Genomic DNA, 15,476 nt, shown 5'->3' with positions numbered 1-15,476 from the left:
GCACCCTCGTAGGCCGTGCATCCGACCCTCGACGAGCTGCTGGTCCAGTTCCGCGGGCTCCTCGACGCCCACCGCGCCGGGATGGCACCGATCCGCGCCGGCGAAGGCAACCTCCGTTGCGACGGCTGCCTCGATTGCAACCGCTGCCGCTTCTGCGTCCAGTGCGTCCGCTGCAACGACTGCAGCAACTGCGAGCTGTGCCACGACTGCCGCGCCTGCACCCGCTCGCGCATGAGCCGCTCGTGCGTCCGCTCGGGCCACCTCGAATTCTGTGAAGGTTGTGAGGATTCGCAGTACCTCGTGCTCTGCGTCGACTGCACCGGCTGCACGCAGTGCTTCGCCTGCGTCGGCCTGAAGAACGAAGAATTTTGCGTGCTCAACCAGCGCTATTCGCGCAAGGACTACTTCCCGGCCGTGCAGGCGCTCAAGAGGCGACTCGAGGAGGCGATCGCCGGCGGCAGCCTGCTGACGGAGATCGCCGCGATCGGGCGCGGGGTCTGGCCGCCGCGCGGCTTCGATGTCCCGAAGGAGATGCCCTTCGGAGCGGCGATCTCCGCGCCCATGGAGGCCGCGCTCCCGCTCGAGCCGGCCGTGGTCGCGGTCGACGACGAGGTCGACCCCTGGGCCGACGAGGTCGCGCCGAGCCGCGAGCCGGGCGAGGCCGTCGAACGCGAGCCCGTCGCCGTGTCGTGGGTGTACCAGCCCGCACGCCCGGTTTGAGGCGCGAGCCCCCGGCCTGTGGTAAGCGCCCGCCCATGCTGCTGGCAGGGCGCACTCTGGCGATCATCGGTTGCGGGACCATGGGCGAGGCGATCGTCGCCGGCCTCCTACGCGCAGGGCTGCTGGCGCCGACCCAGATCGTGGCGACCACGCGCCGGCACGAGGCCGCCGAGGCCGTCCGCCAGCGCCATGGCGTCCGGATCACCACCGACAACCTCCAGGCCATCGGCGAGGCCGACGCCGTGCTGATCGCGGTCAAGCCCCAGCGCGTCAGCAAGGTGCTCCACGAGGACGGTGTCCGCGCCGCGCTGACCGACAAGCCGGTCATCAGCATCGCCGCCGGCGTGACGCTCGCCCAGCTCCAGGCCTGGTTGCCCGAGAGCCCTGTCATTCGGGCCATGCCCAACACGCCATGTCTCATCGGACAGGGCATGACGGTGCTCGCGCGCGGCCAGCGAGTCGGCGACGCCGAGGTCGCGCTGGCGAAGAAGTTGTTCGACACGGTGGGCCTGTGCCTCGAGGTCGAGGACAAGCTGATGGACGCGGTGACGAGCCTCGGCGCCAGCGGCCCGGCGTTCGTCTACGTGATGATCGAGGCGATGGCCGACGGCGGGGTGATGATGGGCCTGCCGCGCCAGGTGGCGCTGCAGATGGCCGCGCAGGTGTTCCAGGGCGCAGCGCGCATGGTGCTGTCGACCGGCTTCCACCCGGCCGCTCTCAAGGACCAGGTCACCACCCCCGCCGGCTGCACGATCGCCGGCATCTTGACCATGGAGGACGGCCGGATCCGCTCCGTCCTGGCGCGCACGATCCAGGAGGCCGCCAAGGTCGCCGGCGAGCTCGGCCGCGACAGCTCGGCCGAGAAGTGACGCCGCGACCGGCCGCGCGGCTCCCGGCCGCGGGGCGTCGCCGGTCGAAAATTTGCCTCGCGCCCGCGCGGGCTCGAAGATCGCGCGCGCGCGCCTCGGGCACGCCGCGCGCCCGGCCTCATGCGCACCCTGCTCAGCCTCGTGTTCCTGGTGGCGATCCTGTGGGCGAGCTGCACCGTGAAGCTCGGCGCCTACACGCTCTCGGAGCACGTCGACCGGATCGGCGAGACCCCGCAGGCCAAGGAGCTGCTCGACGGAACGCGCGGGCGGATCTCGCCGATGCTCGAGGACATGAAGCAGCGGATCTTCGGCGAGTACGTCGAGGCGCCCACGCGCGCGACGAGCACGAAGGAGCCGCCGGGCGAGCGCCGTCGATCGCCGCCGCGCCCGGCGCAGGCGGCCGTGCGCTCCGCGTCGCCCCCGAGCCGCCGGTCGCGCGGGAGCGGGCTGCGTCGCCGAGCCGCGGGCCGTCGAGCGCGGAGGATGCTCGCCTGCCCGGGGCTCGCCGGGCGGCTCTCCGGCGCGATGGGGCTTGAGCTGCGGGGGTGCTCGAGCTGTACTTCGGGGCATGTTTGATAGAACATGTCGAAGCGCTGGGCGATGGACCGGCGCCCAGCACCGGCTCGCATGAGTGACCGGCCCGTCCTTGCAGCGAGCTGCGGTCGGGATCAGCGGGACACGCAAGAAAAAATGGCTGCGCGCAGGCCGTCCTGGCTGGATCGGGACGGCGGGCCTCTGGCTTGCCCTGGGCAGCGGGAAGGTCGTCGGTCGCCCGCAGTGCGCACGGCCGCAACCCGTGTCGAGCTCGGGAGAAGGACGTATCGGGCGCACGCAGGTGGCCGCTGCCCGCGGCGCGAGAAGATGAGGCAGCGGCCGCCGCAGGCCGGCTCGCTGCCTGCCTCGCCCGCGCCGGGCGCGTCTGGCGGACCCTGAGCGCGAGCCGCCCGGGGCGACGACACCGGCCCTCGCGCGCATTCGCGACCTCGGCGCGGCGGACCTTCGATATCCTGGTCGCGTGGTGCTCGCCCTCCTCCTCGCGCTCGCGTCGGCGTCGGCGCCGACGAGCGCGTCGAGCACGACACCCGAGGCGACGAATCCGGCTGCGACGTCTCCTCCCACGAGTCCGCCCGGGCGAGCGCGGCTGCGCGGGCGTGTGATGGTCTACGGCAGCCGCGATCCGGTGGCGGGCGCGCGTCTGCTCGGCGACGAGAATTCGGCCGAGACCGACAAGACCGGTCACTTCGAGCTGTGGCTGCCGCCCGGGGAGCACAAGCTGCTGATCCGCGCGGCTGGCTTTCAGGACCTGTCCGTAAGTATTAAATTGGAGGACCGCCAGGACCTCGTCTACGAGTACCGCCTCGCGCCCGACGTCGCCGGCAACAAGTTCCGCACCGTGGTCCGGCAGCAGCGCGAGGTCGCGGTGTCGAGCACGACGCTGCGCGACGAGGAGCTCCGCGCGGTGCCGGGGACCTTCGGCGACCCGTTCCGGGTGGTCGGCAGCCTGCCCGGCGTGTCGCAGCTGGCGGGGTTTCTGCCGTACGTGGTCGTCCGCGGCGCGGCGCCCGGCAACACCGGCTACTACCTCGACGGCGTGCGCGTGCCGATCCTGTTCCACGTCGCGCTCGGGCCGTCGGTCATCCACCCTTACTTCATCGACCAGGTCGACTTCTACGCCAGCGGCGCCCCGGTGCGGCTCGGTCGCTACGCCAGCGGCATCATCGAGGGTCGCACGCGCGCGGCCCGACGCGACCGCGCCTACGGCGAGTTCGACGTCCGCCTCACCGACGCCGGCGGCCTGGTCGAGATCCCGCTCAACTACAAGTACGATCGGGCATGTCTCGCAGAACAGCGAAAAAAGGCCAGGTCTAAAAAGACAGGCCGTGTCAAGCGCGAGGAGTGCCGGCGCGGACCGGCTCGCGGCTCGCTGACGCTGGCGGGCCGCTACAGCTACACCGCGGGGGTGCTGACGCTGGTCCAGGCCAACCTCAAGCTGCGCTTCTGGGACTACCAGGCCCGCTTCGACCACGCGCTCGGCAAGCGTGCGACCTACACCGCGTTCGCGCTCGGCAGCTTCGACGAGCTCGGCGAGAAGTCGAACCCGACCCCGTTCGTGCGCTTCGAGTTCTACCGGCTGGTGCAGAAGATCCGCCACGAGCTGCCGCGCGGCGGCGTCGCCACCTACAGCCTCGGCCTCGGCCTCGACCGCACCGGCCTGTCGCGCACCCGCAGCAACGAGTGGCTGATCGCGCCGCGCGTCGACGTGCGCGTGCCGGTGGGCGAGAGCGGCAACGCGGAGTTCGGGGCGGGCATCGATCAGGAGGTCCAGATCTTCCGCGGCGCGACGGCGGCGACGGCGAGCGAGGGGTGGAAGCTCGAGAGCCTGACGCAGCTGTTCAGCGATCGCGTGGTCTCGGCCACCGGCGTGTACGCCGAACTGCTGTGGCGCAAGGGCCGGTTCGACATCCGCCCCGGCGTGCGCGGCGACCTCTACGCGCAGGTCGGTCACTCGCCGGTGCTGCCGCAGGCGCGCACGGTGACGCACGCGTTCGGCATCGACCCGCGGATCCTCGTGCGCGAGAAGGTCGGCGAGCGCTGGACGCTGCGGCAGAACGTCGGCGTGTACCACCAGCCGCCGAGCTTCCCGGTCCCGCTGCCGGGGCTCGAGAGCTTCGGCTTCGAGCGCGGGCTGCAGCGCAACATCCAGGGCAGCGTCGGCTACGAGCTGGTGCTCGGCAACAAGCTGGCGATCACGCAGGACGTGTACCTCGGGCGGCTGTCGAACCTGCAGGACTACGACCTCGCGTCGCTGTCGTCGGGCAAGCTGCAGGAGATCGACGACCTCGTGATCTCGGCCAAGGGTTGGTCGTACGGGCTCGAGACGATGGCGCGCCTGCTGCCCGGTCAGCGCGCCTACGGGTGGGCCGCGTACACGCTGTCGCGCTCGACCCGCGAGTACGAGTACGGCGGGCGCGCCCCCTCGAACTGGGATCAGCGTCACATCGTCAACGTCGTGCTCGGCTATCGCATCAGCGATCGCTGGAGCTTCGGCGGTCGCCTGCACTTTCATTCAGGTCGCCCGTACACCGTCCAGATCGGCGATCAGACGGCTTCCGAGGCGCTCCTCTACAACCGCAACAACCGTCGCTTGCCCGCTTACTTCCAGCTCGACCTGCGCGCCGAACGAACCTGGCGCTTCCGCGCGTGGAGCCTGCACTTCGTCGCAGACGTGCTCAACTCGACGTATTCGAGCGAAGTGATCGCGTGCGTGCTGCAAGGAAGTTCGGACGCAGCATCGTCGGGAGCAGGTGCGATCGTCAGCGACGCGTCTTGCGGCTCGCGTGGCTTAAGATACATTTTGCCCTCCCTGGGCCTTCGTGGCGTGTTTTGAACGGGGCCAACTAGCCCCGAAGGACAAGTCCTATGAGACATGCCCGTGTGAGCATCCGCAACGGCGGACTGTTCGAAGCGCCAGGTAAGTTGTGTCATGATGGGGCCCGGGACATCCGACCGAGGAGCTCAAGATGAACGAAGTTGCACAGGAAATCGGACGACGGATCAGGCTGTGGCGCACCGCGACTCCGCCGCCCAAGACCCGCCGCAAGCGTGAGGGCGAGACCGGCTGGCGGCCGCACCTGACGATCGAAGAGCTGGCCAAACAGACAGGTCTGACGGTCACCACGGTCAACAAGCTCGAGCTCGGCTACAAGGCTCCGCGGATCGAGTCGCTCCTCCTCCTCGCCCAGGCGTTCGGCTGCGAGCCGACCGACCTGCTGCCGAAGACCAAGGCGAAGAGCGGTCCCAAGGGCGAGCTGCTCGACGAGCTCCACGCGGTCGCCGCCCAGTTGTCGCCGAAGCAGATCCGCGACCTCGTCAAGGTCGCTCGCACGCTCGAAGGCGGTTGAGTCCCACAAGGCCCGATCGGCCGGTCGGTCCAGGCCGCGGGCCGAGTCGCAAGTTGGCAACGGTCGCCAAGCGCCGTTGCCATTTTTTCTTGGGTCCCCTCCTCCCCGGCCCCCTCGCGTCCCCGTAGCTCCTCGACATCGCGCTGGCCCGCGACGTGCAAGACGTTCGGGACCATGCGGCTCCGCTCCCGCCCAGCCCTCTTTTGTCGCGTATTCGTCGATGCCGCCACCACCCGCCCGTTGCTCCGCGAGTTGCTGGAGCAGCGCCGCGCGGCGGAGCCTCTGACGCGCGAGCCGCCCGCGCCCGTCCCCTCTCCGGCGGTCCTGCCGCACGCCGCATGACAGGTGCAGCCGCGCGCGAGGCCGGGGCGCGCGGGCCCGGGAACCAACCTGGACCCTCGCGCGTCTTTCCGCCACGATGAACCCCGTGTCTCGCTGGCGCTCGCTCCTGGCCTTCTCGCTCGGCGCTGCGGCGATGTGGTGCGTGCAGTCGGGGCTCCCCGACGCGCAGGCCGGCAACAACAACCTCGGCACCGACGCCTACGGCAAGGCGCTCCGCACCGTGCTCGACCGCTATGTCGATCCCGTCGAGCCCAGCCGTGTACTGGCAGAGTCGCTGAAGCGAATCGTCAGCGGCCTCGATCGTCACAGTCACTATCTCACCGCCGACGAGCGGGCGTTGCTCAAGCAGCGCAGCCGCGGCGGCACGACCGGGATGATCGTCGAGTTCCAGCGCGCCGAGCCGGGCTCGCGCAAACCCTCTCGACTCGAGGTGGCGGCCGTGTTGCCCGGCTCGCCGGCCGAGAAGATCGGTCTCCAGCCCGGCGACTCCATTTTGAAGATTCGCGATCAGGACGTCGCCTTCATGCTGTCGCGTGCCGAGGTCGATGTCCTGCTGCTCGGCGGCGACGGTGAGGCGATCGACCTCGTCGTGCAGCGACGCAACGACGCGGGCCCCACGGCGCAGCGCCTCGTGCTCTCGGGGCAGTCGCTCCCGGTCGTCACGGGGGCGCTCGTCGAGCACGGCGGCCGCAAGTTCGCCCACCTCCGGATCCGCGCCTTCCGCTCCGGCGTCGCCGACAGCGTGCGCAACACCCTGAAGGAGCTGCGGCGCTCGGCCGGCGCCGCGGGCATCGCCGGCGTGGTGCTCGACGTGCGCGGCAACCCGGGCGGCGACGTCGGCGAGGCGGTGCTGATCGCCGACACGTTCGTCGGCGAGGGCGTGCTCGTGCGGACGCGCGGGCGCGGCGGGCAGATCCTCCGCGAGGAGCGAGCGACGCAGGCGGCCACCGACGACGCGACGAAGGTCGTGGTGCTGCAAGATCACCGCTCCGCCTCGGCGTCGGAGCTGCTGGCGATCGCGCTGCAGGATCACGGGCGCGCGAAGGTGGTCGGCGAGCGCAGCTACGGCAAGGGCACGGTGCAGGACGTCATCGGCCTCGATGACGGTTCGGTGCTGACGCTGACGATCGCGCGCTACTTCTCGCCGAAGGATCGCCTGATCGACGGGATCGGCGTCGAGCCGGACGTCGCGGTCGCCGACATGGCGACGCAACCGGAGGCCGCGCTGCGCGCGGCGCTCGCGGCCATGTAAGTGCAAGCAAAAGGGACTAGCCAGGAGGACAGGTCTTAAGGCCCTGTCGTAAGAAACATGTGCTAAGGGGAAGTCGTTCCGCGATTCACCCCTCGCGCCGGCCGCCGATCCGCGGGGCGCGAGCTGCGGGCGCGAGCGAGGGGTGGAGGCCACCCGGCCGTCGCGCTAGCTGAGGAGGATCCGCTTGGCGGCGCTGGCGCTGGTGGCCAGCTCGCGCTCGCGCGAGCCGAACTTGCCGCCGAGGCAGGCGACGTAGAGGGTCTCGCCAAGGACCTCGATCGCCTTGACGCTGAGGCCGCGCTCCTGGCCGTCGCGCTTGACGGTGGCGCGCGCGCGACCGCGACCGACCAGCGGGGTGACGGCGGCGAGCATGGTCAGGTCGAGATCGGTCGTGCTCTGGGAGACGACGAAGCCGCTCTCGTCGGCGACGACCACGAGGTCGAGCTCACCGCGGCTGACCGCGCCGTCGAACGCCGCGATCAGCGCGGACTTGGTGTCCTGGAAGCGGTTGCGGCGCCGCTCGTAGAGAGGCTTGCCGGGCCGCGGGAGGGGGGGCAGGCGCAGGGGGCGCTTCTCGATCTGCTGGGTTTCCATGGGTGGGCTCCTTCTCTGGCGCGGGGTGGTAAGTTGGCGCGAGTGTATGTCCTACATGTGGGCCCTCCAAAAGATCGGCGAAACCGGGTCCTGCGCCGAATCGCGGCAACCGCGCAAAACCGCTGACGGCCCCGGATGAACTCACTTCGGACCAAATGAGAGACTCATCATGAGCGCAAAACGGCTACACTTGCGCCATGCCGATCGAGGGCGCGGAAGTCGAACAAGTCCGCCAGGCGCTGCTGCGCTACGCCGGTTGGGACCAGGTGCCAGAAGAGACCATGACCGAGCTATGTCTCGGCGCGAATCTCGTCGAGGTGAAGCGCAAACGCTCAGTCTTCCGCCGTGGTGAGCCAGGTCCCGGACTGTTCGTGGTGAAGTCGGGCGAATTCAAGCTGAGCCTCATCTCCTCCGAAGGCCGCGAGCAGATCCTGTACCTCGCGGAGCCCGGAAAGCTGATCGGTGAGGGCTTCTTGCCGCGCGACGTCCAGTGCGCAGCCTCGGCCTTCGCCATGCTCGACTCGGAGGCGTGGCAGTTCGAGACGGACCCGGTGATCAACCTTATAGGGCGTTCGCAGCCGCTGGCGTTCGCGCTGATGCGGCACATGGCGTTCCGCGCCAACCGCCTGATCGACCTCGTGCTCGACCTGTCCCTTCGGTCAGTCGAGCGCCGACTGGCGTCGTTCCTGCTGTCGCTGGCGATGCGCGCCGGCGCCGAGCCCGGCAAGCCGTGCGTCATCCCGCGGCAGCTCGACATGAACACTGTTGCTGCCCGCCTGGGCACCGTTCGAGAGGAGATCTCGCGGGCCCTCAATCGCATGCAGCGCGAGGGGATCCTGAGCCTCAGCCGCCAGGAGATCGTGGTCCTCGATCTCAACGCCCTCGAGCGCGTGACCTACGAGTGAGCCGATGCGCTTCCCCAGGTTGGTGAGCGCCGCCGCGGTGGCGCTCGTCTGCGCGTGCGGCGAGCCGGCGACGGAGGCGGCCGCGCCGGCCGAGAAGGCGGCCGCGCCGGTCGTCGCGTCCGCGGACGCGAAGGCGAGCGATGCGCCGGGGGCTGCTGCGAGGCCGGCTGGCGACACCTGCCGCAGCTGGGCCGAACTCGACCCGGCGACGCTGCCGCCGCTGCCGGAGACGCCGTACACGGCGACCTTCGACCGCGTTTGGCGGACGGTGCTCGAGAAGCACTTTGACCCGACGCTGGCCTGCAAGGACTGGCCGTCGCTGCGCGCCGAGTACGGCGCCAAGCTCACGACGGTGGCCGACGCGCCGGCGGCCTACAAGGTGATGAACGACCTGCTCGAGACGCTCGGGCAGAGCCACTTCAAGGTCGTGCCGCCGCTCGGCGGCGCCGAACCCGACGACACGAGCGGCGGCCCGGCGCGCGTGCCGATCCACGTGCGCATGATCGGCGAACAACTCGTGGTCGTCGACCCAAAGGTCGGCGGCGTCGCCAGCGGCGTGCCCGCCGGCGCGGTGCTGGTGAAGATCGGCGACAAGACCGCCGAGGCCTTGATCGCCCGCGCCCGCAGCGAGGCGATGCGCCCAGGCGAGGTGGCCTACCACGCCGCCTTCGAGGCGGGGCGGGCGCTGTGGTGCCAACCTGGCCAAAAGCGCAGGTTGACGTATCTCGACCCGGGCGCCAAGGACGCCGAGGTGACGAAGGAGGTCGCCTGCGTCACGCCGCCCGGCGAGCGGGTGTCGCTCGGCAACCTCCGCGACCTGCCGACGACGGTCGAGCACCGCATGCTGACGAGCGAGGCCGGCGGGAAGAAGATCGGCTACATCGCGTTCAACTACTGGATGCTGCCGATGGTCGAGCGCGTGAAGGCGGCGATGACCGACCTGCGCGGGCAGGGTATGGAGGCGCTGGTTCTCGACCTGCGCGGCAACCCCGGCGGCGTCGGGGCGATGTCGATCCCGGTCGCGCGCCTCCTGCTCCAAGAGTCAGGTAGCCTCGGCAAGCTGCAGTTCCGCGAGTTCACCCAGGAGTTCAACGTGGCCGGCGATCCGCAAGCGTTCGCGGGGCCGGTGATCGTGCTGGTCGACGAGGGCACGGCGAGCACGTCGGAGATCTTCGCCGCCGGGCTGCGCGACCTCGGGCGCGTGCGCGTCGCGGGGGCGCGCGCATCGGCCGGCGCGGCGCTGCCGTCGCTGCTCGAGCGGCTCGAGAACGGCGCGCTGCTCCAATACGTCGTCGGCGACTACCACTCGGCCAAGGGCACGGTCGCCGAGGGCGACGGCGTGCATCCCGACATCACCGCGGTCGAGACCCGCGCGGACTTCGTCGCCGGCCGCGACCCGGTGCTGGCCGCGGCGGTGGCGGCGTTCGACAGCAAGAGTCCCTGAGAACATGTCCCAAGGAGCTACCCGCATGCGACGGCTACAAGTCCTGTGTCTGACCGCCCTGATGGCTCTCGGCGGGTGCGACGGCGGCGAGGCGAAGAAGGCCGAGGCGACCAAGGCGACGCCGGCGACCGAGGCCAAGCCGGCCGAGGCGGCGAACGCCTTGCCGGACGCGGCGGAGCTGCTGGCGAAGGTGGTCGAGGCGAGCGGCGGCGCGGCCAAGCTCGACGCGATCAAGAGTTTCTATCAGGAGATGCAGGTCGAGATCCTCGGCGCGGGGATCTCCGGCGCCGGCAAGACCTGGTCGAAGGGCGACGATTTTTATCTCGAGATCACGCTGCCGGGCGTGGGCGTGAGCACCGGCGGCGGCAAGGCCGGCAAGCTGTGGACGCTCGACCCGATCCAGGGGCTGCGGGAGCTGTCCGGCAAGGAAGCGGCGATGGCCGAGATGGGCACGTCGCTGAACATCGCCCACGACTGGAAGCGCTTCTTCGACAAGGCCGAGACGACCAAGGTCGAGGAGGTCGGCGGCAAGAAGTTCGCCGAGGTCACGCTCACCGCCAGCAAGTCAGGCAACTCGGTGACGCTGCGCATCGACCTCGGCGACCACCGGGTCGTGTCGCAGCGGCTCAAGCAGTTCAGCTCGATGGGCGAGATCCCCGTCGAGGTCACGCTGTCGGACTACCGCCAGCAAGACGGGGTGTGGTTCGCGTTCGAACAGGTCGCCGACATGAAGCTGCAGAAGCTCAAGACGACGACGACCAAGCTCGAGCTCAACGTGCCGGTCGACGAGACGAAGTTCGCCATCCCGGGCTCCGAGCCGCCGGGGGACGCGAAGGCGCCGGGGGACGCGAAGGCGCCGGGGGACGCGCAGGCGCCGGGGGACGCGAAGGCCGACGCGAAAGCGGAGGCGAAGGCGCCCGACGCGAAGAAGTGAGGGCTGTCCGCGGGGACAGATCTGCCGCCCGGGTGACGTGAAGTGCCCGGCACGAAGACGTGAGGGCTGGCCGCGAAGACAGGTGTGCGGCGGCGCGCTGCGCGAGAGGGGCCGTCCGAGCGGACGGGTCTGCTGCGGAGGCTCGAGGCGCCCGGCACGAAGAAGTGAGGGCCTCCGAGGCAGCGGCGCTCGCTTCCACTCGTCGTTCCTATTTGCCTGTCCTCAAGGACAGCTGCGGTGCATTGTGACGAGGTCGCCCACGGAGGGCTCTGGAGCGGCGACGGCTCCGCGTCGAGCACCTCGGGCGGCTGTCCTTGAAGACAGCCGCCCGGATGCTGCGAACGCGCCCGGCGGTCACAGCTGCTGCGCGCAGTACATCGGCTCGCCGAGCGCCTGGATGAGGCCGAGCTGGGTCTCGAGCCAGTCGACGTGCTCTTCCTCGGAGACGAGCATGCGCTCGAGCATCTCACGGGTGGCGTTGTCGCCGAGGTCGCGGCACAGGGCGATGCAGGTGTTGAAGCGCTGGACGGCGTCGTACTCGAGCTTGAGGTCGAGCTCGAACTGCTCCTTCACCGACTCGCCGACGTTGACCTTGTTGTAGCGCTGAACGTTGGGGATCCCCTCGAGGAACAGGATCCGCTCGATGAGGTCGTCGGCGTGCTTCATCTCGTCGATCGACTCGGCGCGAACCTTGTGGGCGATCTTGTTGTAGCCCCAGTTCTTACACATCTTGGCGTGGATGAAGTACTGGTTGATCGCCGTCAGCTCGGCGGTCAGCACCTCGTTGAGCGCGTTGAGGATCTTGTCGTTGCCCTTCATCGTGGGCGCACGCTAGCACGGCCCCACGCGAGCCGCCGACCGCAGCGCCGCGGTGAAAAAGACCTTCAACTTCGGCGCGGCGCCTCAGGTCGCTTCGCCACCGCCGACGCTGCCGCTGTGATGCTCGTGCCGCGCCGGCGCGGCGCTCTCGAGGAGCTGCCGGATCTGCTGGACGCACGCGCCGCAGCCCGTGCCCGCCTGACAGGTCTGCCGGATCTGCTTCAGCGTGCAGGCCCCTCGGCGAGCCTCCGCGAGGATCGTGCGACACGAAACACCTTTGCACAGACAGACGATCATGATGGCGTACGCGTCCTGGTCCTGACGATGTCGTTGAAATTCATTGTCAGAACGACACCCTCAAAATGCCCACCTCGCCGCCGGATCGCAAGGAGTTTGAAAGTGATTTTCAGGATTGATTCCGCTCGCGCGGCTGGCGCGCCTGCCGGACGCGGAGTGCGGGGGGCGCGCTCCGGTGAATTGAAGCCCGCGGCGGGTCCCTGGACGGGCGGACGAGTCCGCCCGCGAGGCCGCGATCCTGGCTCACGCCAGGGGCGGGGCGGGAGATCGAGGAGCGGGGAGCGGGCGGCCGTGAGCCTGCGCGGGGACGTGCTCGCGCGACGAGGGGAGCGTCATGTGCAGCACGGAGTGGTGCGGCTCGTGACGCGTGCACTGCTGCGGGGAGCGCCCTGCGCAGCACGAAGCGGTGCGGCTCGTGCGGGTCGAGTGACGGCGAGCATCATGAGCATCACGCAGCGCGCGTGAGGGCGAGTGATGCGGGGAGCGTCATCTTCAGCGCGAAGCGCTGACGTCGCCTCGAGTGATGCGGGGAGCGGCATGTGCATCACAAAGCGGTGCTCGTCACGAGATGCGTGGGGCGGATCGACGCGGTGACGATGGGATGGGCTGGCGACGCCGGCGCGTGCGCGAAGGCGGGCGCGGTGGTCGGCACGAGATGCGCGGGGCGCATGGACTCGGTGACGATGCGGTGCGCGTCACACAAGACAGGTGACGCGCAACGACCTCGGGGATGGTGCGATCGCCATGCAGCGCTCGACACGAGGGGGTGCGTGACACGATGTGGCGCTCGTCTCGCGCATCGGCTCGGTGACGATGCAAACGGCGAAGCCCGCGCCCGGCGCGAGGGCGGGCGCGGGCTTCGAGGGACGCGCTGCGGCTCACATCCGCGAGACGCGGCGGGCGAGGGCGAGGGCCACGAGGGCGTGCGCGGCGAGCCACAGGCGGTCGATGGTCGGGCCGCCGGGGAGGCCGTTGAGCAGCGTCGGCAGGACGATCGCGCCGTGGAGGAGCAGCGCGGCGTAGCCGAGGTTGAGGCCGACGAGGACGCCGCGGAGCGGGCGGAAGCCGACGAGCAGCAGGGTGGCGAGCAAGGGCAGCAGCGCCGACAGGAAGAGCGGCGAGCCGATGGCGGTGGCGCCCGCGAGGTCGGCCGCGGCGTAGGCGATCGGCGCCAGGCCGAACGCGCCAGCGGCGAGACCTGCCCCGAGGAACATGCTCGCAAAGGCAGCCACGCGGGCGCGCCGACTCGCCAGGCCGGCGACCCCGAGGCCGGCGAGGCCGCCGAGCCCGAGCAGGCCGAGCAGGCCGCCGCGCTCGACCTGGTAGCTCTCGATCGCGGCGTCGACGGCGGCCACGGCGTCGATGATGCCGGCGCCGTACTCTTTGTCCCACTCGATGTTGTTGGGGTGCTTCGCGGTCTTCTTCAAGATCCGCTCGACCTCGGGCGGGTTGTTGACGCCGCGCGACACGACCAGCGCGGCGACGCCGGCGGCGTGCGGCGAGGCCATCGAGGTGCCCTGCAGCCACATGTAGTCGTTCTTCAGCGGGTCCTGCAGGAGGATCGTGTTCTGAAGGACGCCGTCGGGGTAGCCGTCGCCGTTCTTGTCGACGCGGGTATCGCCGCCGGGCGCCGAGACGTCGAGGTCCTTGCCCCAATTCGAGTACCAGGTGCGCACGCCCATCGCGTCGACGGCCGCGACCGCGACCGAGCCGTTGTTGGAGGCCGGCCAGCCGACGCGGCCGCGGCTCTCGTTGCCGGCGGCGCAGACGACGGTGACGCCCTTGCTGTTGGCGTAGTCGATCGCCTTGGCGAGCACGCTCGACGGCATCGGCCCGCCGAGGCTCATGTTGATCACCTGGGCGCCGTGGTCGGCGGCGTAGCGGATGGCGTTGGCGATCCAGGGGATCTGCCCGCGGCCGTCGCCCGACAGCACCTTGAGCGGCATGATCGTGCTCTTGAAGGCGACGCCGGTGACGCCGAGCGCGTTGTGGGTGGTCTGGGCGATCGTGCCGGCGACGTGGGTGCCGTGGAGGTGGTCGTCGAGGCCGTCGGCGATCGAGTTGGGGACGAAGCTGACGCCGTTGGTGAAGGCGGTGCCTGCGAGGTCGGGGGCCTGCTTGGCGACGCCGGGCAGGTCCTTCCAGGCGACGCCGGTGTCGATGACGGCGACGATCACGCCCTCGCCCTTGGTGATGCCCCACGCTTCGGGCGTGTGGATCATCTGCATGTGCCACTGACGGGCGTACATCGGGTCGTCGGGCTCGAAGCGGGGCCGGCGCTCCTTGCTCGGCTCGACCTCGTCGGCGGGTTCGATGCCGACGTCGCCGACGAGCGAGTAGACGAGCTCGGGCTCGACGACCTCGACCAGCGGGTTGCTCGCGAGCGTGGTTTGCAGCTCGGCCAGCTGCTCGGGCTCGCCGACGACGCGGAAGAGGTGCTCGCCCTCGCTGTAGAAGCCGGCCGGCTCCCAGGCGAGGCCGAGGTCGTCGAGCAGCGCGCGCAGCTCGGCCTCGCTGCCGCCCTCGCCGTCCTCGGGTTCGACGAGGTCGAGCAGCAAGGCGCCGGTAGTCTCGCCGAGGTCGAGGTCGGCGACGGAGACGGGCGTGATGTCCGCGGCCCGCACGCCGTCGTCGGTGGAGCGGTGCTCGGCGGCCAGCCAGACGCTGGCGGCGGCGAGGCCTGAGGCCGAAAGGAGGGTGCGGTGACGCGAGAGGGCCGAGACGAGACGCATGGGTGCTCCTGGGAGGGGCCTGAGGCCGGCGGTCAGTTCGTCCGTCCAGTATAAAAGGGCGGCATGGCCCATGCACGGCGCGTCGTGCGTGCGCTTTTCGCCGGGCGCGAGTTCGGGTATCCTGGCCCCGCTGCGTTCGTAGCTCAGCTGGATAGAGCATCGGGCTTCGAACCCGAGGGCCGCAGGTTCGAATCCTGCCGAGCGCACCATCTGCGGGGCCATCCGGCCCCGCGACCCTCCGGGTCGTCCGACTGTCGAGCTGCGTGAAAGAAGGATCGCCGCCCGCGAGCCCGCGGATCACGCGCCGTTCTTCGGGCGGTTGCAATGCAGGGAGCGGGCGGTGGCTCGCTCGGCGAAAGGGCCACGGTCGAGCTCGCCGTACACGGGGGCGCGCGCGGCGAGGACTCCTCCGCGGAGGGCAGGCGTGTCCCGAGGGACAGGTGCGGCGCGTCGAGCGGCTCCGGGCGACGGCGAAGGCTGCCCGGCTCGTGTGACGGGAGGGCCAGGTGCGACGCGGCCCCCCTCGGGCGCGACAGCGAAGGGGCGGGGGTGATGTGTCCGGAGGGACAGGCCGCGCGCTCGGACCCGGGACGGCGGACGCTTCGAGGCCCGGCGCGAGGCGGCGCGGGTGGCCGAAGGAGCATGCCCTGGAGGGCATGCCCTGCG

General features: G+C 70.4%; 13 protein-coding genes and 1 tRNA gene. 10 read left to right on the top strand and 4 right to left on the bottom strand.

The annotated features are described in order from the left end of the window. Positions 1-15: 15 nt before the first annotated feature. From NAEX_RS19525 to NAEX_RS19500, 6 genes are all read left to right on the top strand, one after another. A complete protein-coding gene (locus NAEX_RS19525) occupies positions 16-720 on the top strand; it encodes a hypothetical protein (protein ID WP_096328999.1) in 705 nt (234 codons plus the stop codon). A gap of 35 nt (positions 721-755) precedes the next feature. Next, entirely contained in the window at positions 756-1,589 is an 834-nt protein-coding gene (proC, locus tag NAEX_RS19520) for a pyrroline-5-carboxylate reductase (RefSeq protein ID WP_096328998.1), read from the top strand. 120 nt (positions 1,590-1,709) lie between these two features. Next, the gene (locus tag NAEX_RS19515; RefSeq protein WP_096328997.1) at positions 1,710-2,165 is read left to right on the top strand and encodes a hypothetical protein; all 456 of its coding nucleotides are present in this window, start codon (positions 1,710-1,712) and stop codon (positions 2,163-2,165) included. Between the two features lie 439 nt (positions 2,166-2,604). Continuing rightward, positions 2,605-4,977: a TonB-dependent receptor gene (locus tag NAEX_RS19510; protein WP_143140465.1), complete on the top strand. Its 2,373-nt coding sequence runs from the start codon at positions 2,605-2,607 to the stop codon at positions 4,975-4,977. Positions 4,978-5,110: 133 nt separating this feature from the next. Further along, positions 5,111-5,491, top strand: coding sequence for a helix-turn-helix domain-containing protein (locus NAEX_RS19505; RefSeq protein WP_096328995.1), 381 nt, complete (start codon positions 5,111-5,113; stop codon positions 5,489-5,491). 418 nt (positions 5,492-5,909) lie between these two features. Continuing rightward, on the top strand, positions 5,910-7,085 hold the full coding sequence (locus NAEX_RS19500; RefSeq protein WP_096328994.1) for a S41 family peptidase: 1,176 nt from the start codon (positions 5,910-5,912) through the stop codon (positions 7,083-7,085). 165 nt (positions 7,086-7,250) lie between these two features. Here NAEX_RS19500 and NAEX_RS19495 read toward each other — a convergent pair whose 3' ends face one another. Continuing rightward, positions 7,251-7,679, bottom strand: coding sequence for a hypothetical protein (locus NAEX_RS19495; protein WP_096328993.1), 429 nt, complete (start codon positions 7,677-7,679; stop codon positions 7,251-7,253). A 197-nt stretch (positions 7,680-7,876) separates the two neighbouring features. On the opposite strand from NAEX_RS19495, the gene NAEX_RS19490 reads away from it, so the two are divergent. From NAEX_RS19490 to NAEX_RS19480, 3 genes are read left to right on the top strand one after another with little or no spacing between them, the layout of a single operon-like run. Further along, positions 7,877-8,584: a Crp/Fnr family transcriptional regulator gene (locus NAEX_RS19490; protein ID WP_096328992.1), complete on the top strand. Its 708-nt coding sequence runs from the start codon at positions 7,877-7,879 to the stop codon at positions 8,582-8,584. Positions 8,585-8,588: 4 nt separating this feature from the next. Continuing rightward, the gene (locus NAEX_RS19485) at positions 8,589-10,028 is read left to right on the top strand and encodes a S41 family peptidase (RefSeq protein ID WP_096328991.1); all 1,440 of its coding nucleotides are present in this window, start codon (positions 8,589-8,591) and stop codon (positions 10,026-10,028) included. A 4-nt stretch (positions 10,029-10,032) separates the two neighbouring features. Next, a complete protein-coding gene (locus NAEX_RS19480) occupies positions 10,033-10,962 on the top strand; it encodes a hypothetical protein (RefSeq protein WP_211302434.1) in 930 nt (309 codons plus the stop codon). A 354-nt stretch (positions 10,963-11,316) separates the two neighbouring features. Here the strand turns inward: NAEX_RS19480 and bfr are convergent, their stop codons facing one another. The 3 genes from bfr to NAEX_RS19465 all read right to left on the bottom strand — a co-directional run bounded on the left by bfr (position 11,317) and on the right by NAEX_RS19465 (position 14,810). Beyond that, positions 11,317-11,781, bottom strand: a complete 465-nt coding sequence (gene bfr, locus NAEX_RS19475; RefSeq protein WP_096328989.1) for a bacterioferritin — start codon at positions 11,779-11,781, stop codon at positions 11,317-11,319. Between the two features lie 84 nt (positions 11,782-11,865). Then, complete coding sequence (locus NAEX_RS54565; RefSeq protein ID WP_096328988.1) at positions 11,866-12,078, bottom strand: (2Fe-2S)-binding protein; 213 nt, start codon at positions 12,076-12,078, stop codon at positions 11,866-11,868. A gap of 878 nt (positions 12,079-12,956) precedes the next feature. Next, positions 12,957-14,810 (bottom strand): peptidase S8, encoded by a 1,854-nt coding sequence (locus NAEX_RS19465; RefSeq protein WP_100792910.1) that lies wholly within the window; start codon positions 14,808-14,810, stop codon positions 12,957-12,959. Positions 14,811-14,942: 132 nt separating this feature from the next. Between NAEX_RS19465 and NAEX_RS19460 the strand changes: the two genes are divergently transcribed. Continuing rightward, positions 14,943-15,019: transfer RNA gene (locus NAEX_RS19460), tRNA-Arg, on the top strand. Positions 15,020-15,476 lie beyond the last annotated feature (457 nt).

This window comes from Nannocystis exedens, from assembly GCF_002343915.1.
Classification (GTDB): Bacteria; Myxococcota_A; Polyangia; order Nannocystales; family Nannocystaceae; genus Nannocystis; species Nannocystis exedens.
Note: the sequence above shows the minus strand (reverse complement) of the source record. Positions and strands in the feature narration are given on the sequence as shown.